Origin of the sequence: Streptomyces sp. NPDC014864, assembly GCF_043081525.1 — a bacterium.
GTDB lineage: Bacteria > Actinomycetota > Actinomycetes > Streptomycetales > Streptomycetaceae > Streptomyces.
On the sequence record NZ_JBIBWT010000015.1, the window covers coordinates 124,389 to 149,816 of the forward strand.

Below are 25,428 nucleotides of genomic sequence, written 5' to 3' on the forward strand. Positions count from 1 at the left end.
GGGAGACGGGTGAGGGGCGTCGGCCAGGCCGACGCCCCTCACCTCACGTCACGGTGTCACGGCACCGCGCCGCCGTCCGGATCAGCTGCAGCCGCTCGTCGAGCCGCAGCCCTCGCAGATGTAGCAGGAGCCGGCCCGCTGCATCTTCGTACCGCAGGAGAAGCACAGCGGGGCGTCGGCCTGGATGCCCAGCTGCATCTCCACCAGCTCGGCGCTGGTGTGCGCCTGCTGCGGAGCGGGCTTGGCCGCCTCGACCTCGGCCTTCGGCGCGGCGACGGCCTTCAGCTCCTGGGCGCGCGGCGCCGACTGGGCCAGGCCCTCGACGTCGACCTCCTCGTCGATCGGCTCGTAGGAGCCGGTCTCCAGGTGACGCTGGCGCTCCTCGGCGGAGTGGATGCCGAGCGCGGAGCGCGTCTCGAAGGGCAGGAAGTCCAGCGCCAGGCGGCGGAAGATGTAGTCGACGATCGACTGCGCCATCCGCACGTCCGGGTCGTCCGTCATACCCGCCGGCTCGAAGCGCATGTTGGTGAACTTCGAGACGTACGTCTCCAGCGGCACGCCGTACTGCAGGCCCACCGAGACGGCGATGGAGAAGGCGTCCATCATGCCCGCGAGGGTCGAACCCTGCTTGGACATCTTCAGGAAGACCTCACCGAGACCGTCGTCCGGGTAGGAGTTGGCGGTCATGTAGCCCTCGGCGCCGCCGACGGTGAAGGAGGTGGTGATGCCGGGACGCCCCTTCGGCAGACGCTTGCGGACCGGGCGGTACTCGACGACCTTCTCGACCGCCTCGCGGATCGTCGCCTCGGTCCTGGCGGTCACCTCGACCTTCTCCTCCTCCTTCTTCTTGGCGGAGAGAGGCTGGCCGACCTTGCAGTTGTCGCGGTAGATCGCGAGCGCCTTGACGCCGAGCTTCCAGGCCTCGAAGTAGATCTCCTCGACCTCCTCGACGGTCGCCGACTCCGGCATGTTGACCGTCTTGGAGATGGCGCCGGAGATCCACGGCTGGATCGCGGCCATCATGCGGACGTGGCCCATCGGGGAGATGGCACGCTCGCCCATGGCGCAGTCGAACACCTCGTAGTGCTCGTGCCTGAGGCCGGGTGCGTCGATCACGTTGCCGTGCTCGGCGATGTGGGCGACGATCGCCTCGATCTGCTCCTCCTGGTAGCCCAGGCGGCGCAGGGCCTGCGGGACGGTGCCGTTGACGATCTGCATCGAGCCGCCGCCGACCAGCTTCTTGAACTTCACCAGCGCGAGGTCCGGCTCGACACCGGTGGTGTCGCAGGACATCGCGAGACCGATGGTGCCGGTGGGCGCGAGGACGGACGCCTGGGAGTTACGGAAACCGTTCTTCTCGCCGAGGCGCAGCACGTCCTGCCAGGCCTCGGTGGCCGCGGCCCACACCGGGGTGTCCAGGTCGTCCATGCGGACGGCCGTGGCATTGGCGTCGGAGTGCTGCTTCATGACGCGCAGGTGCGGCTGCGCGTTGCGGGCGTAGCCGTCGTACGGGCCGACGACCGCGGCCAGGTCGGCGGAGCGCTTGTACGCGGTGCCGGTCATCAGGGAGGTGATGGCGCCGGCGAGGGCGCGGCCGCCGTCGGAGTCGTAGGCGTGCCCGGTCGCCATCAGCAGGGCGCCGAGGTTGGCGTAGCCGATGCCGAGCTGGCGGAAGGCGCGGGTGTTCTCGCCGATCTTCTGGGTCGGGAAGTCCGCGAAGCAGATGGAGATGTCCATCGCGGTGATGACCAGCTCGACGACCTTCGAGAAGCGCTCGACGTCGAAGGACTGCTTGCCCTTGCCGTCGTCCTTCAGGAACTTCATCAGGTTCAGCGAGGCGAGGTTGCAGGACGTGTTGTCCAGGTGCATGTACTCGCTGCAGGGGTTCGAGCCGTTGATCCGGCCGGACTCCGGGCAGGTGTGCCAGTGGTTGATGGTGTCGTCGTACTGGATGCCCGGGTCGGCGCAGGCCCAGGCGGCCTCGGCCATCTTGCGGAACAGGGACTTGGCGTCGACCTCCTCGATGACCTCGCCGGTCATCCGCGCGCGCAGGCCGAACTTGCCGCCCTCCTCGACCGCCTTCATGAACTCGTCGTTCACACGGACCGAGTTGTTGGCGTTCTGGTACTGGACGGACGTGATGTCGTCGCCGCCCAGGTCCATGTCGAAGCCCGCGTCGCGCAGCGCGCGGATCTTCTCCTCCTCCTTCACCTTGGTCTCGATGAAGTCCTCCACGTCGGGGTGGTCGACGTCGAGGATGACCATCTTGGCGGCGCGGCGGGTGGCACCGCCGGACTTGATGGTGCCGGCGGAGGCGTCGGCGCCGCGCATGAAGGAGACCGGACCGGAGGCGTTGCCGCCGGAGGAGAGCAGCTCCTTGGAGGAGCGGATGCGGGAGAGGTTCAGGCCGGCGCCGGAGCCGCCCTTGAAGATCATGCCCTCTTCCTTGTACCAGTCGAGGATCGACTCCATGGAGTCGTCGACGGACAGGATGAAGCAGGCGGAGACCTGCTGGGGCTGCGGGGTGCCGACGTTGAACCAGACGGGGCTGTTGAAGCTGAAGATCTGGTGCAGGAGGGCGTGGGCCAGCTCGTGCTCGAAGATCTCGGCGTCGGCGGGCGAGGCGAAGTACTTGTTGTCCTCGCCGGCCTTCCGGTAGGTCTTCACGATGCGGTCGATCAGCTGCTTCAGGCTGACCTCGCGCTGCGGGGTGCCGACGGCACCGCGGAAGTACTTGCTGGTGACGATGTTGACCGCGTTCACCGACCAGAAGTCGGGGAACTCGACGCCACGCTGCTCGAAGTTGACCGAGCCGTCGCGCCAGTTGGTCATGACGACGTCACGGCGCTCCCAGGCCACCTCGTCGTACGGGTGCACGCCGGGGGTGGTGTGGATGCGCTCGATGTGCAGTCCCTTGGTGCCCTTGCCGCCCTTGGCGCGGGAACCTCGTGCCGGACCGCTCGCCGTCTCTGTCATGCCGCCTCCCTCTACGGGCGAAAACGCCCTGAAGTGCCCCGATGTTCCGGAGACACGGTGTTCTGTCTGGTGCTGCGGGCACCCCTGTCGCTGCCGCCCGCAACCGGTCTTCGTCGCCGCCGTCCGGCCGGCCCCGGACACGTGGTCCGACCCGGCGCGCCGATCAGTCGGCGGCACGCGCGGGCACGGGGACCTCAGCCGTCCCACCGCGCCCGCGGTCGTCTTCCTGGCTCCCCCCGACGGCGTCGTCACCGTCCACGTCCTCCGCGGCGGGGTGTCGCGTCCCTTCCCTGAGTTCCGCGATCGCGGCCTCGAAGTCCTCGAGCGAGTCGAACGCCCGGTAGACGGAGGCGAACCGCAGAAAGGCGACGAGGTCGAGTTCCTGCAAAGGGCCGAGTATGGCCAGCCCCACGTCGTGGGCGGCGACCTCGGCGCTTCCGCTGGCCCGCACCGCCTCCTCGACCCGCTGGCCGAGCAGCGCGAGCGCGTCCTCGGTGACAGGCCGTCCCTGGCATGCCTTGCGCACGCCGTTGATGACCTTGGTACGGCTGAAGGGCTCGGTGACTCCGGACCGCTTGACCACCATGAGCGAGCACGTCTCCACGGTCGTGAACCGACGGGAGCAGTCAGGGCACTGGCGGCGCCTGCGGATCGACGTGCCGTCGTCGGTCGTACGACTGTCGACCACACGGCTGTCGGGGTGCCTGCAGAAGGGGCAGTGCATGGACTCCAACCCTCCTCACAGCAGACTCAATAGCCTCGCCGAGCCCCAGGAGCCCCGCGAAGCAGCCCCAAGCATAGGCGATGATCGAGGGACCGAAGACCCGGGGGACCACAACTTGTGGGCTGCTGTAGCCATCCAACCACTAGATGTGGGGATTGGCCGTTACATCGAACCCACGCACGCGTGTCGCCCGCCGCGGCGCGCGTACCCGCAGGCGACAGGTGCCCCCATCGCCGCGGGAAACACGTGGAGACACGCACGTACCGCCGGCGCGGTTGCGGAGATACCGTGGGCGCCGCACGGGGGGCGCGTGGGACTCCCGGGCAGATGCGAGTCGGCGGCCGGTCGGCGGGGCGCCGGATGGCAGACTGGGAAGGCACCCACGAGGTCGCCACCCCGGCGGAGAAGAGTACAGCAATGGGCCCTTTTGTCCGCCAGGATCCGCATCAGCTATACACCCCGGACCATGATCAAGTCCGCTGATTCGCGGTTTTTCACTCGAACGTGTGTTTGGCGCAACCTTTCGAAAGCCTCTACCGTTGTGCAGCAGGGAGACCATCGAGAGGGGCCGACGTGACCACCACCGCAGACAGTGCCACCATCACTGCCCAGGACCGCTCCCAGGGCCGACTCGAGCCGGTGCATGCGATGAACGAAGCCATGAATCCGGAGGGGCACAAGCGCTCCCTGCCGGGCCGACCGCCAGGCATCCGGGCGGACAGTTCCGGACTCACCGACCGGCAGCGCCGGGTGATCGAGGTCATCAGGGACTCCGTGCAGCGGCGCGGCTACCCGCCGTCCATGCGGGAGATCGGCCAGGCCGTGGGCCTCTCCAGCACCTCCTCGGTCGCGCACCAGCTGATGGCACTCGAGCGCAAGGGCTTCCTGCGCCGCGACCCGCACCGCCCGCGCGCCTACGAGGTCCGCGGCTCCGACCAGGCCGCGACGCTGCAGTCCACGGACACGGTCGGCAAGCCCGCCGCCTCCTACGTCCCGCTGGTCGGCCGGATCGCGGCCGGTGGCCCGATCCTCGCCGAGGAGTCCGTCGAGGACGTCTTCCCTCTCCCCCGGCAGCTGGTGGGTGACGGTGAGCTGTTCGTCCTGAAGGTCGTCGGCGACTCGATGATCGAGGCCGCGATCTGCGACGGCGACTGGGTCACGGTCCGACGCCAGCAGGTCGCCGAGAACGGTGACATCGTGGCCGCCATGATCGACGGCGAGGCCACCGTCAAGCGCTTCAAGCGCGAGGACGGCCACGTGTGGCTGCTCCCCCACAACGCGGCGTACGAGCCGATCCCCGGCGACGACGCGACGATCCTCGGCAAGGTGGTGGCCGTTCTGCGGCGCGTCTGACGCCCGGCCGAGCGAGCCGGCCGCAGGGACACGCGCCTCACGCGCCCTGACGGCGGCCCGCGCCGAGCGGTCGGGCCGCGGATCACGCGTATCCGCTTCCAGACCGGGCCCCGGAACCCCTGCGCCGGTTCCGGGGTCCTGCGCTGTGCCGGGCCTGCGTCACCCTGCGCGGGGCGGACTTGCGTCACCTTGCGCTGGGCCGGGGCGGGCCTCCAGGCGTTGTGCCGAGCCGGTCCACTTGAGCTGTCCCGGGCGCAGCCCCTCTTCGCCCCTGCCCGGGTCAGCCTCTGATCTGTGCCGCCGCGACTCACCGCACCGTCACTGGGCCTCCGCCTGCTGCGCGGTCGCGTCGATCGCGGCCAGCGACCTGCGTACCTGGTTGCGGTCGGTGGTGTACCAGAAGTCCGGCAGTGACGCCTTGAGGTAGCTGCCGTAGCGGGCGGTGGCCAGTCGCGGGTCCAGGACGGCGACGACACCGCGGTCCCCGGACGCCCGGACGAGACGCCCGGCGCCCTGTGCCATCAGAAGCGCCGCATGCGTGGCGGCGACCGCCATGAAGCCGTTGCCCCCGGCGTCCTCGACCGCCTTCTGGCGGGCGCTCATCAGCGGGTCGTCCGGGCGCGGGAACGGGATCTTGTCCATGACGACCAGCTGGCAACTGGGGCCGGGCACGTCGACGCCCTGCCACAGGGACAGCGTGCCGAAGAGACACGTCCTGGAGTCTGCCGCGAAGTTCTTGATCAGCTCGCCCAGCGTCTCCTCGCCCTGGAGGAGGATCGGGAACTCCGGGATACGAGCACGCAGGTCCTCCGCGGCGAGCTGGGCGGCCCGCATCGAGGAGAACAGCCCGAGCGTCCGGCCGCCGGCCGACTGGATCAGCTCGGTGAGCTCGTCGAGCATGTCCCCCCGGTCACCGTCCCGCGCGGGGCGCGCCAGGTGCTTGGCCACGTAGAGGATGCCCTGCTTGCGGTAGTCGAAGGGCGAGCCGACGTCGACGCCCTTCCACTGCGGTACGTCGTCCCCCTCCGTGCCCTCGGGGGCGAGGCCCAGGGACGCGCCGACGCCGTTGAAGTCGCCGCCGAGCTTGAGAGTGGCCGAGGTCAGGACGACGGAGCGGTCCGCGAAGAGCTTCTCGCGCAGCAGGCCCGACACCGACATGGGGGCGACCCGCAGGGAGGCGCCGAAGCGGTCGTGCCGCTCGTACCAGACGACGTCCCACTCGGAGCCGTTGGTGATGCGCTCCGCCACGTCGTGCACGCTCTCCACCGAGGCCAGTGCCTGCTTGCGCACCGCGTCCTCGTCCTGGACGGACTTGTCGCGGGTCGCACCGATGGCGGAGATGACGTTGCGGGAGGCGTCCCGCAGCGCCAGCAGCGCGTATCCGAGGTCCTCCGGGATCTCCTCCAGGCGGCCGGGCAGCGCGAGCTCCATCAGCCGCTCGAAGCCCTCGGCCGCGGTCTGCAACTGGTCGGCGGCCTTCTCGTTGACCAGTTTCGCGGCGCGGCGCACCGCACGGTTGACCTGGCCGGGGGTGAGTTCGCCGGTGGCGACGCCGGTCACCCGGGAGACCAGTTCGTGCGCCTCGTCGACGATCAGCACCTCGTGCTGCGGGAGGATCGGCGCGCCGTCGATGGCGTCGATGGCGAGCAGCGCGTGATTGGTGACGACGACCTCGGCCAGCTTGGCGCGCTCGCGGGCCATCTCGGCGAAACACTCGGCTCCGTAGGCGCACTTGGAGGCGCCCAGGCACTCACGGGACGAGACCGACACCTGTGTCCAGGCCCGGTCGGACACGCCGGGCGTGAGGTCGTCGCGGTCGCCGCTCTCGGTCTCGTCCGCCCAGTCGCGCAGCCGCAGCAGGTCCTGGCCCAGTCTGCTGGTGGGTGCCGCCGCCTCGAACTGGTCGAAGAGGCCCTCCTCCTCGTCCTGCGGCACGCCCTCGTGCAGGCGGTGCAGGCACAGGTAGTTCGACCGGCCCTTGAGCATCGCGAACTCCGGGCGGCGGCGCAGCAGGGGATGCAGGGAATCGACCGTGCGCGGCAGGTCCCGCTCCACGAGCTGACGCTGCAGGGCGAGGGTGGCGGTCGCCACGACCACCCGCTCCCCGTGAGCGAGCGCGGGCACGAGATAGCCCAGGGACTTTCCGGTGCCGGTGCCGGCCTGGACCAGCAGGTGTGAGCCGTCGTCGATCGCGTCGGCGACGGCTTGGGCCATGGTCACCTGGCCGGGGCGCTCCGTGCCGCCGACGGCGGAGACGGCGGCGTGCAGGAGTTCGGGGAGGGAGGGCTTCGTCATAGCGCGACCACCCTACGGCTCGGGACTGACAAAGGGGCGATCAAGCGGGGAAGCGGACTGCGCCCCGGGGACGACCGGGACCGCCAGCCGGATCCGTACGCGTGGCACGGCGGACGGAGGCACACGGGGGAATTCATGTCACGGCTGGTCGCGCAGGGATCGGTCGCGGATCATGAGGGCGGCCCGCTTGGCGGGCAGTTCGATCTCGGCGGAGAACCGGAAGCCGGCGCTCAGGAAGGCGGCCACGGACGGCGCGTTGTGCAGATCGGGTTCCGCCACGACGCGCGCGCAGGCCGGCCGCCGGTCGAGCACCAGGTCGGCAACGGCTCTGAGCAGCACACGGCCGAGCCCTCGTCCGCGGTCGGCGGTACCGCCGATGAGGAGGTGGACGCCCGTGTCGTGCGGGCGGGCGGGAAAGTGGCGGGCGAGCGGATCGAGGTCCGCCCGGTAGATCTCCCAGTAGCTCATCGGGGTCCCCTCCAGGAGGCCGAGGCAGGGCACGCTGCGTCCGTCGCCGTCGAGCTGGGCCTGCAGATGGGCCTCGGTCACACCAGGAGTGCCGGCCAGGTGCCAGAACTTGGCGACGGCGGGGTCGTTCATCCAGCCGCTGATGAGCGGGAGGTCGCGCTCGAGGCGGACGGGGACCAGGTGGAAGACGCCGGCCGGGGTCGCGGTGGGGCCCCAGCCGCCGACGCCGTCGAGGAGGTCGTCCACGGCCGGGGCGGTGACGTCGGTCCGCTTCGTCTCGGTGAAGAGGGCCGGGAAGCCGTCCGGCAGACGCAGGTCGAGCGTGTCCTCGCCGTCGGGGTCCACGCGGCACGGCCCCACCGGGTGGCCGGTGGCGGCGGGGCCGAGGGCGGTCCCGGTGGCGGGGCCCGCGGCGGTTCCGAGCGCGGTCCCGGTGCCGGAGGCCTGGCCGGCGTCGGTACTGGCGTCGGCGTCGGTGGGAGGCATGGCGCGTTCCTCTCGGGAGACGGGGTGGGGCGTGCCCCGTGGAGACAAGAAGGGGGGGCGGGGCGGTCAGGGGTGCAGCGGGTTGGCGATGGTGACGTAGACGGACTGGGTGTCGACCGGTCCGACGAGTTCGTCCAGACCGTGCAGCCGGGTCAGGAGGTTGGCCTTGCAGCGCAGGACCGGAGAGTCGAGCAGCCGGCCCGGGAGGGTGGAGCGCGTGCGGGCAGGGCCGGAGGCGAGGGCGCCGAGGAAGCGGCGGAAGGCGGCCAGCAGCAGCCGTTCGTCGGCGAGGCGCTGGGAACCGAAGGCGCCGATGAGGCCGAACACGTTGTTCAGGGCGAGGTAGTAGGTGAAGCGTTCGTCGGTGACCTCGTCCGCCACGAACGTGTCGCTCAGCTCGCCGATGCCGGGCAGCCGGGCGTCGAGTTCCGCGCGTCGGGACTCACGGAAGTAGTAGCCCTGGTTGTCGCGGTAGCGGCCGCCCGCGGGCCATCCGTCGGCGTCCAGCAGGAGCAGCGTGTTCTGCTGGTGCGCCTCCAGGGCGATGCCGGCCTCGCCGTCCAGCCACAAAACGGGGCGTACGACCTGTTCGAGGTAGCGCAGGAACCACTCGGCGGCGACGGCCCCCCGGGGACGGCCGGTGCGCAGTGCCAGTCGGGTGATGACGTCGTCCAGCCGGGAGCGCAGGGGCGGGGCGGCGGCCCCGGCGCGGGCGTGGGAGCCGGAATGGGCGCCGGGCCAGGGGCGGAGTGCGACGAGGCCGGCGATGCAGGAGACGTCGTCCGACGGGCCGAACGGGTTGTGCCGGATCACCACGTCCAGTCCGGGTACGGGGGCGCCGGCCTCGGTGTCCACGGCGAGCCAGGCCGGATCGCGGACGATGTCGAAGCCCGGGTGGGCCACTCGCCACTGCCGGGAAAGACCGGTGCGCAGCAGCCGGTGGACCTCGACACCGCGGTGCAGTTCCTTGCGGAGGTTCTCGCGCCGGGAGTTGGTGATGCGCAGGCCCAGCGACAGCTTGAGCATGGCCGGGGAACCGGTGCGGTGCACGGTGCGTACGGAGGACGTGGGGTGCCAGGAGGGGCCGTGGGGGCCGAGGTCGCGCAGCAGTCCCGCCTCGAACAGGGCCGCCGTGTCGGCGCGATGACGGACCTCGCGCAGTTGCCACGGGTGCAGCGGCAGGGCCGCGTGGCCGTCGGGCAGCGGCAGGTCGGCCCCGGCGAGCCGGGCCGTGAGCCCGGCTGCGGGGACGGGGCGGCCGCGTTCGGTCCAGGCGGAGTCGGCGGCGAGCACGGCTGGGGCGACAGCCAGCCAGTGCAGCGGGAAGGAGCCGCGCGACTCCGGTGAGTACAGGCGGGCCTCGGCCTCCGACAGGCCCTCGCGGCTCTTCGGGGTGGGGTGCAGCGGGTGCCCGAACAGCAGGGCCTGTTCGGCGGAGAGGAAGCGGTCGGGGCCGTCGGCGGGGCGTTCCCGGCGGTCGGCCAGGAAGAGCGCGGTACGACGGACGGAGTCGGCGACCCGCGCGACGAGATCGACGGCGTCGGCGGAGCCCGCGGGCGCCGCTGCCCTCGGTGCCGCGTTCCGGGGCCGCGACGGAGTGGTCGGCGCCGGCTCCGGAGACGGCGGTGAGAGGGGTCGCCTGCGCGTTTCCCGGGCGATCAGGGCCGCGAGGGTGGGCGCGTCGACAGGCGGGGCGTCCTCCGGGGCGCCGGCGAGGTACGGCAGGCCGAAGCGGTGCCAGCCGGTCGGGGACCAGTGGCGCACCGGCACGCACAGGTCCGTGGCGCTGGCCGGGAGAGGAAGGCGGAGGGTGCCGTCACGGGGGGCGGCGGTGCCGGTCTCACGGACCCAGCAGCGCAGCAGACTCTCCACGGCGGCGGCCCGGGCGGCGGTGTGCGGCTCGGGGTGGTCCAGGAGGTCGGTGGTCGCGCCGTTCCCCTGCTGACCGGTGTCCGAGTGGTGCCCGGGGTCCGAGTGGTGCCCGGCGTCCGACGGCTGCCGGGTATCCGGCTGCTGTCCGGCGTCCGCCCCTCCCCACTGGGGCGGGACCGTTCCGGTCTCGGAGGCGGAGCCGGTCTCGGGCGCAATCGCGGTCGCAGTCGCGGTCTCGGTCGCGTCGAGGGCCCGGGAGCGGCCGTCGGTTTCGGGGCTGGCGTTCAAGGAGGCTCCTCTGGGGTCGTTCGGGTCGGGGCGGTGGCGGAGGGGGCGCGGCTCTGCGCCGACAGGGCGCACCCGGCCGGGGCGCTACCGGCCGGTTCAGGTACGGCGGGGTCGGTCCGGGCCGGTCACCTCCGGCCGGGGTGCTCCCGGCCGCGTCAGCTACGGCGGAGTCGGTCCCGCCCAGGTCGGCGCCGGCCGGCCCCGCCACCCGCGCCGACCGGCCACCCCGCACCCCGTACGTCCTACCGCGCCCAACCGGAGCACCCGCGCCCCGGCGCTACCCCGACCCCTCGACGGGCCCGGCCGGGCGTGGCGCTCGCTCGGGCGGCCGCCCGTGCGACGGCCCCGGCCGCCCGGTGCGCTCGTCGTGGCCGCGGGATGCCGCCGCGACCGCGTCGGACAGCCGGTCGAGCACCGCCGCCGCCTGCTCGTCGCTGATCGTCAGGGGCGGAAGGAGCCGTACGACACTCGCGTGCCGGCCGCCCAGTTCGACGATCAGGCCCCGCCGCAGGCACTCCCGCTGTACGGCGGCGGCGAGTGCGGGCGCCGCGGGGTGCGGCCCCTGAGTGCCGGCCGGCGCCCCCGCCTCCCCCTGCGGATCCACCAGTTCCAGCCCGATCATCAGTCCCCGCCCGCGCACTTCACCGACGCACGGGAACTCCGCGGCGAGACGCTCCAGTTGGGTCAGCATCCGGGAGCCCAGGGTCGCCGCGCGTTCGGCGAGCGCGTTCGCACGGACGTAGGCCAGCGTGGCGGTACCGGCGGCCATGGCGAGCTGGTTGCCGCGGAAGGTGCCCGCGTGGGCGCCGGGTGCCCAGACGTCGAGGTCGTCGCGGTAGACCACGACGGCCAGGGGCAGACTGCCGCCGATGGCCTTGGACAGCACCATCACATCCGGTGTCACACCGCTGTGTTCCACCGCCCAGAAGGCGCCGGTGCGCCCGACACCGGTCTGGATCTCGTCGGCGATGAGCGGGATCGACCGGTCCGCGGTGAGCTGCCTCATCCGCCGCAGCCAGGCGTCCGGCGCGGGGATCACCCCGCCCTCCCCCTGCACCGGTTCGAGGATCATCCCGGCCGGCAGCGGGACTCCGGACTTGGGATCGTCCAGGACGGACTCGGTCCAGCGGGCGGCGAGTTCGGCACCGCGCGGGCCGCCGACACCGAACGGGCAGCGGTAGTCCTGCGGATAGGGCAGGTGGGCGACCTGCACGTCGGGGGCGTGTCCGGAGGCGGCGAGGGATCCCGCGGTCATCCCGTGGTAGGCGCCGGCGAAGGCGACCATCGTGGTACGGCCGGTGGCGGCACGCACCAGCTTGAACGCGGCTTCCACCGCGTCCGTGCCGGCCGGTCCGCAGAACTGCACGCGCGCGCGGTCCACGAGTCCCGGCGGCAGGGTGTGGAACAGCTCGGTGATGAAGGCGTCCTTGACCGGTGTGGCGAGGTCGAGGGCGTGCAGCGGCGCGCCCGAGTCGAGGACCGCGCGGACGGCCTCCAGGACGACCGGGTGGTTGTGCCCGAGGGCGAGGGTTCCCGCGCCGGAGAGGCAGTCGAGGTAGCGCCGGCCCTCGGCGTCCTCGATGGTCAGTCCGCGCGCCCGGACCGGGACGATCGGCAGGGCGCGCGCATAGGTGCGCGCCGCGGACTCGCGCGCCGACTGACGCCGCAGGATCCCTTCGTGCGCGGCGCGCGCCCCCGTGGGCGCGCACTCCCCGGGCGCTGACTCGGTCACGGTCACGGCTCTCTGTCCTCCCGATGTCCCCAGGCGCTCTCGCGCTGACCAGGCGGCTTTCCGCCCTCGCCACGGGCGGACCCGGACTTGGGCAGCGGGCCCCCCACCCGCTACAACAGCGGAACGCCCGCACGGTTACGGGTTGTTCGGAGATCCACGCGCGGAGACGGAAGAAGCCGGGCAGCCGGAGCGCCGGCCGGACCGCCCCCGTGGCGAAACCGTTGCCTTTCCGTCGGTGGTCCCCCACCGCGAACGCATAGTGTGTGGTGCCGTTCCAGCTCGCCGTGAGCACGTCCCGAGAGCCGTCCGCCACATCCGGTGGAGTGCCGCGGCCGCACAAAGAGTTCGACCACATCAGGGGGAGTCACCACCATGCGTCCCATACGGCCGTCCCGCACCGCCCGCCGAGGAGGAGGTGCCCGTCGCACAAGTCCCCGCGCATTGACCGCCGTTGTCCTGGTCTCGGCGCTGGCGCTCACGGCCACCGGCTGCGACTCGGGCAAGGACACGGCGGAGGGCCGGGCCGCGACCGCCTCCGCGACCGCCGGCGACCCCGGCGCCACCGGCGATGGCAAGGTCAGGATCCCGGACGACATCAGGCGGAAGCTGAAGGAACACGGGATCGACGTCGACCAGTGGAAGAACGGCGCCTGGAAGAACTGGAACCGGGACGACTGGCTGCGCGAGGCGAACGACTTCGTCAACCCCATCATCAAGGGCCTGTGGAACCCGGACCGGATGCGCCGGGCCGAGGACCCCGACAAGCCGGTCGACGACAACGACCTCTCCGGTGACCAGGGGGTCACCGACCCGGCGCCCGCCCCGGTGGAGGCCCGGGCGGTGCGTCCGACTTATCACGCCAACGCGGCGACGGCGGGCAAGGTGTTCTTCGACTCCCCCGAGGGCACGATGGTCTGCTCGGCGACGGTCGTGCGGGACCCGGCCCACCCGGGCAGGTCCAACATGGTGTGGACGGCGGGTCACTGCGTGCACGCCGGCAAGAAGGGCGGCTGGTACCGCAACATCGCCTTCGTCCCGTCGTACAACGACGCGGGCCGCAGCGAGGGCCAGTTGGAGAGCGCCACCCGGGACCAGGTCGCCCCGTTGGGCGTGTGGTGGGGCGACTGGGCGCAGACCTCGGAGCAGTGGATCGAGCAGGGCGGTTCGACCGGCGGGCAGGGCGCCTCGTACGACTTCGCGGTCATCCACGTCACGCCGGAGAAGGGCGGCGACGGCAAGTCGCTGGAGGAGACGGTCGGCGGCGCGCTGCCGGTGAACTTCGACGCCCCGGCCGTGCCGAAGGTGGACAGCATCACCGCGACCGGCTACCCGGCGGCGCCGCCGTACGACGGTCAGCGGCTGTACCAGTGCCAGGACAAGCCCGGACGGCTGTCGCTGAACACCCCGGACCCGACGATGTACCGCATCGGCTGCACCATGACCGGTGGTTCCTCCGGCGGCGGCTGGGTCGAGACGGGACCGGACGGCAAGCCCGCGCTGGTCTCCAACACCTCGATCGGTCCGGTGACGGCCGGCTGGCTGGCGGGACCGCGTCTGGGCACGGTGGCCAAGGGCGTCTACGACTCGGTCAGCAGGAAGTTCGCGGGCCGGTAGGACTTCTGACGTCCACGGCGGTGGAGGTCCGGTCGCACGGGAACCTTCACAGCCCCCTCGCAGTTCTCTCCCAACTCCACGGGCATAGTGGGGTGTCACTTCGGACCGCTCGTCCGCGTCACCGCGGGAGCCGTCCCCACACGCTTCAACGGGGGTCTACACACCATGCGTTCCATACGTACGCGTTCCATACGTACGCCTTCGGTGTCCCGCCGCGACCGGCGGCGCACCGTCCTCGTGGCCGGCGGTCTCGTCGCGGTCCTGGCGCTCACGGCCACCGCCTGCGGCGGCTCCGACGGCAAGGACGAGGGCGCCGGACCCGCCGCCACCGCCTCGCGGGCGGCAGGCGGCGACGACGGCAAGGTCCACGTCCCGGCCGACATCGCGAACAAGCTCAAGGAGCACGGGATCGATGTCGGCCAGTGGAAGAACGGCGGCTGGAAGAACTGGGACCGGGACAAGTGGCTCAGTGAGGCCAAGGACTTCGTCAACCCGATGATCAAGGGTCTGTGGAAGCCGGAGCGGATGAAGTCCGCGCAGGAGGCCAACAAGACGGTCACCAAGGACGCCCCCGCCGAGGGCGTCAGCGACCCGGAGCCGCGACCGGTCCAGGCGCAGGCCGAGAAGATCCCGTACCACGAGAACGCCGCTCCGGTCGGCAAGGTCTTCTTCGACTCGCCCGAGGGCTCGATGGTCTGCTCCGGCACCGTCGTCAAGGACGTCAACCACCCGGGCAGGTCCAACCTGGTGTGGACGGCGGGCCACTGCGTGCACGCCGGCCGCGGCGGCGGCTGGTACCGCAACATCGCCTTCGTCCCGGCCTACAACGACCTGGGCAGGCCCGCCTCCGAACTGAGCGGCGCGGACTCCACCGAGGTCGCTCCGTACGGCGCCTGGTGGGCGGACTGGGCCTCGACCTCCGACCAGTGGATCCAGGGCGGCTCGGAGACGGGCGGCGCGGGCGCGGCGTACGACTACGCCGTGCTGCACGTGAAGCCGGAGTCCGGTGCGAAGTCCCTGGAGGAGACGGTGGGCGCGGCCCTGGACGTGGACTTCTCCGCCCCGTCGGCCGCCGAGGCCGCCAAGATGGGCGCGTGGGGCTACCCGGCCGCGCCGCCCTACAACGGCCTGAAGATGTTCCGGTGCGTCGACCGCCCGGGCCGGCTGTCGCTCAGCCCCGCCCTGCCCACGATGTACCGCATCGGCTGCACCATGACCGGCGGCTCGTCCGGCGGCGGCTGGTTCCGGGTGGTCGACGGCAGGACCGAACTGGTCTCCAACACGTCGATCGGCCCGTCCGACCACACCTGGCTGGCCGGACCGCAGCTCGGCCGGGGCGCCGAGGCGCTCTACCAGAACATGAGCCGGACGTACGGCGGCCGCTGACGACGGCACGGCGAAGGCCCGCCTCCCGCGATGCAGGGGCGGGCCTTCGCGCTGCCGGTCGGACTGCAGGTCAGAGCGCGGGCGTGGGCACGTACGGCGCCAGGTCCGCCGCGAGCTCCTCGTGCACCCGGGCCTTGAGCAGGGTGCCCTCCGCGGTGTGCTCCTCGGAGATCACCTCGCCCTCGGTGTGGGCACGGGCGACCAGCTTGCCGTGGGTGTACGGCACGAGCGCCTCGATCTCGACGGACGGCCGCGGCAGCTCGTCGTCGATGAGCGTGAGCAGCTCGGCGATGCCGCGGCCGGTGCGGGCCGAGACGGCGATGGAGTGCTTCTCCACCCGCAGCAGCCGCTGGAGCACCAGCGGATCGGCCGCGTCCGCCTTGTTGACCACCACGATCTCGGGCACGTCGGTGGCGCCGACGTCCCGGATCACCTCGCGCACGGCGGCGAGCTGCTCCTCCGGGTCCGGGTGCGAGCCGTCCACCACGTGCAGGATGAGGTCGGAGTCGCCGACCTCCTCCATGGTGGAGCGGAACGCCTCGACCAGGTGGTGGGGCAGGTGCCGGACGAAGCCGACGGTGTCCGCCAGCGTGTACAGCCGGCCGCTCGGGGTCTCGGCCCGGCGCACGGTCGGGTCCAGGGTCGCGAACAGTGCGTTCTCGACCAGGACGCCCGCGCCGGTCAGGCGGTTGAGCAGGGAGGACTTGCCGGCGTTGGTGTAGCCGGCGATGGCGACGGACGGCACCTTGTTGCGGCGCCGCTCCTGGCGCTTGATCTCGCGGCCGGTCTTCATGTCCGCGATCTCCCGGCGCATCTTCGCCATCTTCTCGCGGATCCGGCGCCGGTCCGTCTCGATCTTGGTCTCACCGGGGCCTCGGGTGGCGAGGCCGCCGCTGCCGCCGCCCATCTGCCGGGACAGCGACTGGCCCCAGCCGCGCAGCCTCGGCAGCATGTACTGCATCTGGGCGAGCGCGACCTGTGCCTTGCCCTCCCGGGACTTGGCGTGCTGGGCGAAGATGTCGAGGATCAGGGCCGTGCGGTCGATGACCTTGACCTTGACGACGTCCTCCAGCTGGATCAGCTGGCCGGGGCTCAGCTCACCGTCGCAGATGACGGTGTCGGCGCCCGTCTCGAGGACGATGTCGCGCAGCTCGAGGGCCTTGCCGGAGCCGATGTAGGTCGCCGCGTCCGGCTTGTCACGGCGCTGGATCACGCCGTCGAGCACGACCGCGCCCGCGGTCTCCGCGAGGGCGGCGAGTTCGGCCAGCGAGTTCTCCGCGTCCTGCACCGTTCCCGAGGTCCAGACGCCGACGAGTACGACCCGCTCCAGGCGGAGCTGGCGGTACTCGACCTCGGTGACGTCCTCGAGCTCGGTGGAGAGACCCACGACCCGGCGCAGGGCCGCGCGGTCGGAGCGGTCGAACTGGTCGCCGTCCCGCGCTCCGTCGACCTCGTGGCTCCAGGCGACGTCCTCTTCCATCAGGGCATCGGCCCGAAGACCTTCGGGGTGGGACTGCGCGAGGCGCTTGGTGGCCTGGGAAGAGGAAGAAGAGGAGGTCATTGGGTCCTTACGTCGTTGGGAATCCGTAGTGCGGCGACGGAGCCGCGGCGGAACCTCAGGGCCTCGACAGCCACTCCGTCACTGCTCACAACGCTCGGGTGCCCCGGGAGATTCCCGTGCCCCGTGCCGCGCCGACCCGAAGATGGTCGCACGGCACGGATCGTCCCGCCACGGTGTTATTGCTTCGCCTCCCGGAGCTACTTCTTGACCTTCGCCGGCCGGGGCGGTGCGGGCTTCCAGTCCGGGTGGCCCGGCATCGGCGGGGTCTTCGCGCCGTACAGCCAGGCCTGGAAGAAGCCGCTCAGGTCGCGTCCGGAGATCTGTTCGGCGAGGCGTTCGAAGTCGGCCGTGGTCGCGGTGCCGTCCCGGTGTGTGCGCACCCAGGCGCGCTCCAGGCGCTCGAAGGCGGGCTTGCCGATCTCCTGGCGCAGCGCGTAGAGGACGAGGGCGGCGCCGTCGTAGACGTTCGGGCGGAAGATGCTGATCTTCTGGCCCGGCTTGGGCGCCTTGGGCAGCGCGGGCGGGCCGCCGGAGGCCCGCCAGCCGTCGGAGGCGGCGTAGGCGGCCCTCATGCGGACCGCCATGGGCTTGTCCGCCTTCTCCTCCGCGTACAGGGCCTCGTACCAGGTCGCGTGTCCCTCGTTGAGCCACAGGTCGGACCAGGTGCGCGGGGTGACGCTGTCGCCGAACCACTGGTGGGAGAGCTCGTGCACCATGACCGACTCGACGTACCACTGGGGGAAGGCGGGCTGGGTGAAGATGCCCTTCTCGAAGAGGGAGAGGGTCTGCGTCTCCAGTTCGAAGCCGGTGGCGGCGGAGGCCATGAGGACACCGTAGGTCTCGAAGGGGTACCGCCCGACCTTGCCCTCCAGCCAGGCGATCTGGCCGGGGGTCTTGGCGAGCCAGGGTTCCAGCGCCGCGCGGTCGGCGGTGGGGACGACGTCCCGCACGGGCAGGCCGTGCGGGCCGGTGCGGTGCAGCACCGTGGAGCGGCCGATGGAGACCTGCGCCAGTTCGGTGGCCATGGGGTGGCGGGTGCGGTACGTCCAGGTGGTCTCGCCGGCGGTCCGGCCGGCGCGGCCGGGCACGACGTCGGTGACGGGCAGCCCGTTGGCGACGGCGGTGTAGCCGTGGGGTGCGGTGACCCGGATGGTGAACATCGCCTTGTCGGAGGGGTGGTCGTTGCACGGGAACACCAGGTGGGCGGCGTCGGCCTGGTTGGCCATGGCGAGGCCGTCCTCGGTGCGCACCCAGCCACCGTCGCGTCCCTTCTCGGGCACGGGGTCGCTGGTGTGGTGCACGGTGATCCGCATCCAGCTGCCCCGGGGCAGCGGCACGGCCGGGGTGATCACCAGATCCTCGCCGGCGGAGGCGAACGTCGCGGGCAGTCCGTCGACCTGCACCGAGTCGACGGTGCCGTGCGCGAAGTCGAGGTTCACGCGCTCGAGCGTGGAGGTGACCCGCGCGTCGATCGTGGTGACGGCGCGCAGCGGCTCGCTGTTGCGGCCGGGATAGGTGAAGGAGAGGTCGTACGACGTCACGTCGTACCCGGGGTTTCCGAGGGTCGGGAAGAGCCTGTCGCCGACGCCCAGCGGTGCGGGCGGGGCGCTCGCGGCGAGGAGGCCGAGGGAGGCGGCGCTCGCGAGCAGTGCCGCCGTCAGGGGGCGTCGGCGGGCCGCGGGGCGCGGGCCGGTCGGCCGGATGTCGTGGGGGTGGACGTCGGCGCCTGGATCGGAGGCGCCGGGGCCGGAGGGGCGGACCTGATTGCGGAAGGTGATCGCCATGCACCACGGCTACCAGCGCGCACGGGCGGGGCGGCGGCGGCGCGCGCCCGGCCCACCCGAACGGGGTTTTCCCGGCAGTCGGTTCCGCTCAGGCGTTCGGCGGCTGGGGCTGGGTGCGGCTCACGTCGTACACGCCCGGGACGTTGCGCATGGCCCGCATGAGGGCGGGCAGTCCGGCCGCGTCGGGGAGTTGGAGGGTGTACGTGTGGCGGACGCGCTGCTGGGCCGGCGGGGCCACGGTCGCCGAGACGATCTCGACGCCTTCGAGGGCGATGGCCTCCGTGAGGTCGGCGAGCAGATGCGGGCGGCCGAACGATTCGGCGAGCAGCGTGACCCGGCACGCGGTGGTGTCGCCCCAGCGCACGGCGACCTCCGCGCGCCCCGCCTCCTTCATCCGCTCCACCGCGGAGCACTCCACGCGGTGCACCGTCACCACTCCCCCGCGCACGGAGAACCCGGTCACCTCGTCGGGCGGCACCGGAGTGCAGCAGCCGGCGAGCCGCGCGGTCGCCCGCGGCCGGTCCACGACCACGGCGCTCGCCCGGCCGGGGCGGCGGGCCGGGCCGCTCGCGGAGGTGCCGTCGGCGGGTGGTGCGGCCTGCGGTGTCTGTGCGGGCTGTGTGAACTGTCCGGTCCGTGCCCCGTGTGATCCCCGTGCGGTCCGTGGGATTTGTGCGACGTGTGCGGCGTGTGCCGTCTGCGCTGTCGGTGCGGCGCTCGTGGTCGGGAGGGAATTCACGGCGTCGCCTTCCCCGGCCTCCGCGCCCTCCCGCCCTCCCGGACCTGCGCCCTCTCTCGTGCCGTCGGAAGCCGCCGCGCCGGCCGGGCCGTCCGGGGCGAGGGCGACCGAGGCGGGTCTCCCCGGCGCTCCGGCCGCCGGACCGGAAGAACCGGAAGAAGGGGAGTATGCGGCCACGTTCTCCCCGGTCCCGTCGCCGGCCGGGGCCGGATGGGCCGTCAGCCAGCGCTGGATCGCGATGCGCGCTGCCGGGGTGTGCGCATGGTCCAGCCACTCCCTGGAGGGCTCCGAGGCGGGGTCCTGGCCCATGAGGAGCTGCACGGTGTCGCCGTCCCGCAGGACGGTGCTCAGCGTCGCCAGCCGGCCGTTGACCCGGGCGCCGATGCACGCGTGCGCGTCCTCGCCGTACTGCGCGTAAGCGGCGTCCACGCAGCTGGCCCCCTCGGGCAGGACCAGCCTGCCGCCGTCGGGGCGGAAGACGGTGATCTCGCGGTCCTGGGCGAGGTCCTCGCGCAGGGTGGACCAGAAGGTGTCGGGGTCGGGTGCGGCCCGCTGCCAGTCGAGGAGGCGGGAGAGCCAGCCGGGCCGGGTGGGGTCGACGCGCTCGCCGTCGGCGGGGGCGTCGAGGGCGGTGGTGTCGGCGGTGGAGGGGTCGGCGACCGGGGCGTAGGGGTTGCCCAGCGCGACGACGCCGGCCTCGGCGACCTTGTGCATCTGGTGGGTGCGGATGAGGACTTCGACGACCTGTTCGTCCGCCGGGAGCCCCGCGGGGCCGTCCGGCCGCGCCTTCGGGAGGGCCACGGCGGTGTGCAGCGACTGGTACAGGTTGAACTTCGGGACGGCGATGAAGTCCTTGAACTCCGAGACGACGGGCGTCATGCAGGTGTGCAGTTCGCCGAGGACCGCGTAGCAGTCGGCGTCCTCGTTGACCAGGACCAGCAGGCGGCCGAAGTCGCAGTCGCGCAGTCGGCCGCGTTTGCGGGCCACCCGGTGCACGGAGACGAAGTGCCGTGGGCGGATGAGGACTTCGGCCTGGATGTCGGCCTCGCGCAGGACGGTCCGGACTCTCTCGGCGGTCACGGCCAGCGAGTCGTCCGGGCGGGCCGCGTTGTGCGCGATCAACTCGCGGGTGTGCTCGTACTCTTCGGGGTGCAGGATCGCGAAGACGAGGTCTTCCAGTTCGGACTTGAGCGCCTGCACGCCGAGCCGTTCGGCGAGCGGGATGAGGACGTCCCGGGTGACCTTGGCGATGCGGGCCTGTTTCTCCGGGCGCATGACGCCCAGGGTGCGCATGTTGTGCAGCCGGTCGGCGAGTTTGATCGACATCACGCGGACGTCGTTGCCGGTGGCGACGAGCATCTTGCGGAACGTCTCCGGCTCGGCCGCGGCGCCGTAGTCGACCTTCTCCAGTTTGGTGACGCCGTCGACGAGATAGCGCACCTCCGCGCCGAACTGCTCGCCGACCTGATCCAAGGTCACGTCCGTGTCCTCGACCGTGTCGTGGAGCAGGGACGCCGTCAACGTCGTGGTCTCCGCGCCCAGTTCGGCGAGGATCAGGGTCACGGCGAGGGGGTGCGTGATGTACGGCTCGCCGCTCTTGCGCATCTGGCCGCGGTGCGAGGACTCGGCCAGGACGTAGGCGCGGCGCAGCGGTTCGAGGTCGGCGTCGGGGAAGTGGGCGCGATGAGCCTCGGCCACGTGGCCGATGGCGTCGGGCAGCCGGTCGCGGGAGGCGGTGCCGAGCAAGGCCGCCCGGCCGAGGCGGCGCAGGTCGATCCGGGGGCGCGCCCTCCTGCGGGGCGCCGCGGGAGCGACTGGGCCCGGCGTCGCAGGATTCGTGGCATCCGCACTCATGGGCACCTCCGGCTGCGTGGACCGACGGACGGGGTGCCCCAGGGCGTACACGGCTCAGGGGATGGCTTCGGATTCCCCCGTCCGGGCCGGTGCTTGATGCTACCGACCCCAGCACGCGCAACCGGCCGTCTCTCGGCGAGCGTGAAACGGATCACCCAATCGAGCGATAGTTGCGAGGTTTACGATTTCCGGTCACCTGATGGGCGGTCAGCCGTGGATTCACTTCCGGGGCCGGCCCGCGAACAGGTGAGAGGCCGTGACGAAAGGCGGCCCCGGCTGCGATGCCTCGCCCGCCGTGGTGTCAGCGAACCGCGTTTTCCAGCCACTCGGCGTCGATCTCGCCCTCGGCGACGATCACCGCCGGGCCGGTCATCTCGATCTCGCCGTCCGGCCGTTCGGTGATCACCAGGGTGCCGCCGGGCAGGTCGACCGTGTACGTCACCGGGCTGCCGGTGACCGCGGGGTCGGCGCCTTCCCGCCGGGCGGCCGCCACCGCGACGGCACAGGCGCCCGTGCCGCACGAGCGGGTCTCACCGGAGCCGCGCTCGTGTACGCGCATCGCCACATGGCGGGGGCCGCAGTCGACCACGAACTCGACGTTCACCCCGTCCGGATAGGCGGAGGCCGGACTGAACGGGGGCGCGGAGTACAGGGTCCCGGCGTCCGAGAGGTCGTCCACGAAGGCGACCGCGTGCGGGTTGCCCATGTTCACGTTCCGGGCGGGCCAGCTGCGTTCGCCGACGCTCACCGTGACGTCGCCCTCGGGGAGCCGTGCCCGGCCCATGCCGACGGTGACGTCCCCGTCCTTGGCGAGGTGCACGGTCTTCACTCCCCCGCGCGTGGCGATCGCGAGGTCGCCCTCCGTCACGTGCCCGGCGTGCTGGAGGTAGCGCGCGAAGACCCGAACGCCGTTGCCGCACATCTCCGCGACCGAGCCGTCGCCGTTGCGGTAGTCCATGAACCACTCCGCCTCGGCGGCCATCGCCCTGGCCTCCGGGTGGGCGGCCGACCGTACGACGTGCAGCACGCCGTCCCCGCCGATGCCCGCGCGGCGGTCGCACAGGGCGGCGACGGCGGCCGGGGAGAGGTCGACGGTGTTCTCCGGGTCGGGGACGATCACGAAGTCGTTCTCCGTACCGTGCCCCTTGAGGAAGGCGATCCGCGTGCTCATCCCTCGATCGTACGTGGTCGGTACGTCCACAGGACCGCCGGCCGATCACGGTCGGTGGCGCGTGAGCACGACCCACCGGGCAGGGCTTCCGGGCTTCGGTTGCCCGGCTCGGCACAGGCATGGGCACGAGCACGGCCATGGGCTGCCGGACGTGCCTAGCGCAGCCGGGCCACTCTCCACACGGCGAGGAACACGACCACGGCGACGAGGAGGGCGTACATGCCGACCACGCGCCAGTCGGGGCGCCGGCCGGAACCCCGCTGCGGGAACCCCGGCCAGGTGTGGCCGACCCGGCGGGCGGCCATCATGCCCCAGCCGGCCGCGCAGGAGCAGATCAGCAGGCCCAGCATGGCGATCACGGCGCCGCTGTCGCCGAAGTCGAAGGCCAGCGGGAAGGCGAACATGAGGGAGCCGACCGCGGCCAGGCCGACGATGGGGGCGAGCTGCCAGATGCGCAGCCGCCGCTGCGGGCGCAGCTCGACCTCGACCTGGGGCCCGACGAACATCTCCTCGGGCGCCGGACCGTCGTCGGTCACACCGCCCTGCGTCTCGTCGGGCCCGTCGGGGCTCAGCGAGCCCTCGTCCGGATCCGCGTCAACGCGTTCCACGATGATGTGCTCGGTGCCTTGTGCGGTGTCGCGAGGGCCGGCCTCCATCGCCACGCGCCCTCCCAACTCGGACTCCACTTGGTCGATCGAAGCTCGATGATGGCATGGCGCCGGAGGCCCGGATGACGGCCTGGGCGTCCCGATGCAATCACGTGATCAGGCTGTAACCGGTCGTTCGACCAATGCCAGGGCGCGGTGCGGAAGTTCTGTGACATCCGCCGCAGCTCCGCTCAGCCAGTGCACTCGCGGGTCGCGGCGGAACCAGGTGTCCTGGCGGCGCGCGAAGCGCTTGGTGGCGCGCACGGTCTCCGCGCGCGCGTCGTCGAGGGTGCACTCCCCGGCGAGCGCCGCGAGCACCTGCTGGTAGCCGAGCGCGCGTGAGGACGTGCGCCCCTCGCGCAGACCCTGCTCCTCCAGCGCGCGCACCTCGTCCACGAGACCCGCCTCCCACATCCGGTCGACCCGGCGGGCGATGCGCTCGTCCAGTTCGGGGCGCGCCACGTCGACACCGATCTGCACGGTGTCGTAGACGGAGTCGTGGCCGGGCAGGTTGGCGGTGAAGGGGCTGCCGGTGATCTCGATCACCTCCAGCGCCCGGACGATGCGGCGGCCGTTGCTGGGCAGGATCGCCCGCCCCGCCTCGGGGTCGGCGGCGGCGAGGCGGGCGTGCAGCGCTCCCGAGCCGCGCAGCGCGAGCTCGTCCTCCAGCCGGGCGCGGACCTCGGGGTCGGTGCCGGGGAACTCCAGGTTGTCGACGGCCCCCCGGACGTAGAGGCCGGAACCGCCGACCAGGACCGGCCAGCGTCCCGCGGCGAGCAGCGCGTCGATCCGCTCCCGGGCGAGCCGCTGGTACTCGGCGACGGAGGCGGCGACCGTGACGTCCCAGATGTCGAGGAGGTGGTGCGGGACGCCCTGACGCTCCTCGGGCGTCAGCTTCGCGGTACCGATGTCCATCCCTCGGTAGAGCTGCATGGAGTCGGCGTTGACGACCTCACCGCCGAGGTGCCGGGCCAGGAAGACGCCGAGATCGGACTTTCCGGCAGCGGTGGGGCCGACGACGGCGATGACACGGGGGGCGGTGGGTGCACTGCTCACCGCACCAGTCTCGCAAACGTCCTGGCGGCGCCTCGAACGAGTTACGTGACGGCCCGGGCCGGGGTTCGTTGCGCGTTGTGAGACATCCGTTGCCGGATTCCGGCCGCCGCGGTCCGCCCCTTGCGGGACATCGCGGTGGGACGCGCCGGGCCGGTCGGGTCGTCGCCCGCACGCAGGAGTGACCTAGGGAGTGGACATGGGCGTATTCGCGCGGCTTTTCGGCAGGTCGAGGGCTGCGGAGGAGGCATCGGCCGCCGGGGAGCGAGCGGACCGCACCGATCTCGACCCGGCGCCGGCCGGCCCGGAGGCGGAGGGCGCCGGCGAGGGGGACGCGCCGGCGACGGCGCGGACCGACGACGGCGCCGCGGCGGCTGCGGAGGCCGACGACGGCACTGTGGCGGCTGCGGGGACCGAGGAGGGCACTGTGGCGGCTGCGGGGGCCGAGGAGGGCACTGTGGCGGCGGTCGCGGCAGCCCCGGTGGCCGGGGACGGTGTGGCGGAGCCGGCCGCCGACGAGCCGAAGAGCCCGGCAGGCGCGGGCTCCGATGCCGAAGGTGTGGAGCTTCCCCGGCAGCAGTCCGCTTCGGAGGCGGCCGGGCACGAGGTCGGCGAGGGCGCCCGCACCTGACGCCGGGGCGCCGGACGCGGGGCCGTCACGACCAGGTGGCGACCATGTATCCCACCCCGTACGGAGCGTCGTCGTAGAGCAGGGCACCGGAGAGGCCCGCCTCCTCGGCGGCGCCCGCGAGCACCTGCCAGGGGGCCCGGCCCGACGCCTTCAGCTCGTCGGCCAGTCCGGGGTCGAGCGCCCTGAGGGCCGCCACGTCCGCCTCCCCGAGGGCGCGCGCGACCTCCGCGTCGAAGGGCGCGGCCCGTTCGTCGAGGTAACCCGGCGCCTTGAGGGTGCGGCAGGCGCTGGCGTCGCCCATCACCATCAGGGCGACCCGCTCGGACCGCGCGGCGATGTCCCGCCCGGTCTCGGCGCACCGCTCGGGCTCCAGCGTCTCCCCGACGCCGAGCCCCTCGATCGGCGCGTCGGACCAGCCTGTCCGCTCCAGGAGCCATGCGGCGACGGCGAGCGAGGGCGGCAGCGTGCGCCCGGACGCGGTGCCCGTGTCCCGGCCGAGCCGTACGTCGAGGTCCACGCCGAAGCCCCGGAACGAGCCCGGGGTGCCCTCGGGGTGCTGTCCGCGCCCGGGCCCCTCGGCCGGTCCCACGACCACGAGCCTGTCGGGCCGGGCGGCGGCGAGGACGCCGAGGGCGTCGGTGCACGCGGCCCGCGCGACGTCCAGCTCGTGCGCGGCTCCCGCGGCGACCGCGGGGACGAGAAGGGGCGGGCAGGGGCAGACTGCGGCGGCGACAAGCATGATCGGCAGGGTAACGCCGCTCGCCGCCGGTACGGCATTCCCCGGGGTGGGAGAG

17 protein-coding genes are annotated in these 25,428 nt (G+C 72.4%); 4 read left to right on the plus strand and 13 right to left on the minus strand.

Going from position 1 to position 25,428, the window contains the following annotated elements:
* Positions 1–81: 81 nt before the first annotated feature.
* Complete coding sequence (locus ACF1A5_RS25415; RefSeq protein WP_392195170.1) at positions 82–2,976, minus strand: vitamin B12-dependent ribonucleotide reductase; 2,895 nt, start codon at positions 2,974–2,976, stop codon at positions 82–84.
* A 163-nt stretch (positions 2,977–3,139) separates the two neighbouring features.
* A complete protein-coding gene (nrdR, locus tag ACF1A5_RS25420) occupies positions 3,140–3,700 on the minus strand; it encodes a transcriptional regulator NrdR (RefSeq protein ID WP_392195171.1) in 561 nt (186 codons plus the stop codon).
* A 573-nt stretch (positions 3,701–4,273) separates the two neighbouring features.
* Here nrdR and lexA point away from each other — a divergent pair.
* Positions 4,274–5,053, plus strand: a complete 780-nt coding sequence (gene lexA / locus ACF1A5_RS25425) for a transcriptional repressor LexA (protein WP_392195172.1) — start codon at positions 4,274–4,276, stop codon at positions 5,051–5,053.
* Between the two features lie 318 nt (positions 5,054–5,371).
* Here lexA and ACF1A5_RS25430 read toward each other — a convergent pair whose 3' ends face one another.
* From ACF1A5_RS25430 to ACF1A5_RS25445, 4 genes are all read right to left on the minus strand, one after another.
* Positions 5,372–7,348, minus strand: a complete 1,977-nt coding sequence (locus ACF1A5_RS25430; RefSeq protein WP_392195173.1) for an ATP-dependent DNA helicase — start codon at positions 7,346–7,348, stop codon at positions 5,372–5,374.
* A 138-nt stretch (positions 7,349–7,486) separates the two neighbouring features.
* Positions 7,487–8,302: a GNAT family N-acetyltransferase gene (locus ACF1A5_RS25435; protein ID WP_392195174.1), complete on the minus strand. Its 816-nt coding sequence runs from the start codon at positions 8,300–8,302 to the stop codon at positions 7,487–7,489.
* 66 nt (positions 8,303–8,368) lie between these two features.
* Complete coding sequence (locus ACF1A5_RS25440; protein ID WP_392195175.1) at positions 8,369–10,462, minus strand: IucA/IucC family protein; 2,094 nt, start codon at positions 10,460–10,462, stop codon at positions 8,369–8,371.
* Positions 10,463–10,739: 277 nt separating this feature from the next.
* On the minus strand, positions 10,740–12,200 hold the full coding sequence (locus tag ACF1A5_RS25445; protein WP_392195176.1) for a diaminobutyrate--2-oxoglutarate transaminase family protein: 1,461 nt from the start codon (positions 12,198–12,200) through the stop codon (positions 10,740–10,742).
* Between the two features lie 366 nt (positions 12,201–12,566).
* Between ACF1A5_RS25445 and ACF1A5_RS25450 the strand changes: the two genes are divergently transcribed.
* Both ACF1A5_RS25450 and ACF1A5_RS25455 read left to right on the plus strand, forming a co-directional pair.
* The gene (locus tag ACF1A5_RS25450; RefSeq protein ID WP_392195177.1) at positions 12,567–13,808 is read left to right on the plus strand and encodes a trypsin-like serine peptidase; all 1,242 of its coding nucleotides are present in this window, start codon (positions 12,567–12,569) and stop codon (positions 13,806–13,808) included.
* Between the two features lie 165 nt (positions 13,809–13,973).
* Positions 13,974–15,194: a trypsin-like serine peptidase gene (locus ACF1A5_RS25455; protein ID WP_392195178.1), complete on the plus strand. Its 1,221-nt coding sequence runs from the start codon at positions 13,974–13,976 to the stop codon at positions 15,192–15,194.
* A 70-nt stretch (positions 15,195–15,264) separates the two neighbouring features.
* Here the strand turns inward: ACF1A5_RS25455 and hflX are convergent, their stop codons facing one another.
* The 6 genes from hflX to miaA all read right to left on the minus strand — a co-directional run bounded on the left by hflX (position 15,265) and on the right by miaA (position 24,006).
* Positions 15,265–16,593, minus strand: a complete 1,329-nt coding sequence (gene hflX, locus ACF1A5_RS25460) for a GTPase HflX (RefSeq protein ID WP_392195225.1) — start codon at positions 16,591–16,593, stop codon at positions 15,265–15,267.
* A 359-nt stretch (positions 16,594–16,952) separates the two neighbouring features.
* A complete protein-coding gene (locus ACF1A5_RS25465; RefSeq protein ID WP_392195179.1) occupies positions 16,953–18,539 on the minus strand; it encodes a M1 family metallopeptidase in 1,587 nt (528 codons plus the stop codon).
* Between the two features lie 88 nt (positions 18,540–18,627).
* Complete coding sequence (locus ACF1A5_RS25470; protein ID WP_392195180.1) at positions 18,628–21,132, minus strand: RelA/SpoT family protein; 2,505 nt, start codon at positions 21,130–21,132, stop codon at positions 18,628–18,630.
* Positions 21,133–21,433: 301 nt separating this feature from the next.
* A complete protein-coding gene (dapF, locus tag ACF1A5_RS25475; RefSeq protein WP_392195181.1) occupies positions 21,434–22,303 on the minus strand; it encodes a diaminopimelate epimerase in 870 nt (289 codons plus the stop codon).
* Between the two features lie 155 nt (positions 22,304–22,458).
* Positions 22,459–22,959, minus strand: a complete 501-nt coding sequence (locus ACF1A5_RS25480) for a hypothetical protein (protein WP_392195226.1) — start codon at positions 22,957–22,959, stop codon at positions 22,459–22,461.
* Positions 22,960–23,067: 108 nt separating this feature from the next.
* Positions 23,068–24,006 (minus strand): tRNA (adenosine(37)-N6)-dimethylallyltransferase MiaA, encoded by a 939-nt coding sequence (miaA, locus tag ACF1A5_RS25485; RefSeq protein ID WP_392195182.1) that lies wholly within the window; start codon positions 24,004–24,006, stop codon positions 23,068–23,070.
* Between the two features lie 196 nt (positions 24,007–24,202).
* Between miaA and ACF1A5_RS25490 the strand changes: the two genes are divergently transcribed.
* Complete coding sequence (locus tag ACF1A5_RS25490; protein ID WP_392195183.1) at positions 24,203–24,634, plus strand: hypothetical protein; 432 nt, start codon at positions 24,203–24,205, stop codon at positions 24,632–24,634.
* A gap of 25 nt (positions 24,635–24,659) precedes the next feature.
* On the opposite strand, the gene ACF1A5_RS25495 is transcribed toward ACF1A5_RS25490, so the two are convergent.
* Positions 24,660–25,373, minus strand: a complete 714-nt coding sequence (locus ACF1A5_RS25495; protein ID WP_392195184.1) for a class III extradiol dioxygenase subunit B-like domain-containing protein — start codon at positions 25,371–25,373, stop codon at positions 24,660–24,662.
* Positions 25,374–25,428 lie beyond the last annotated feature (55 nt).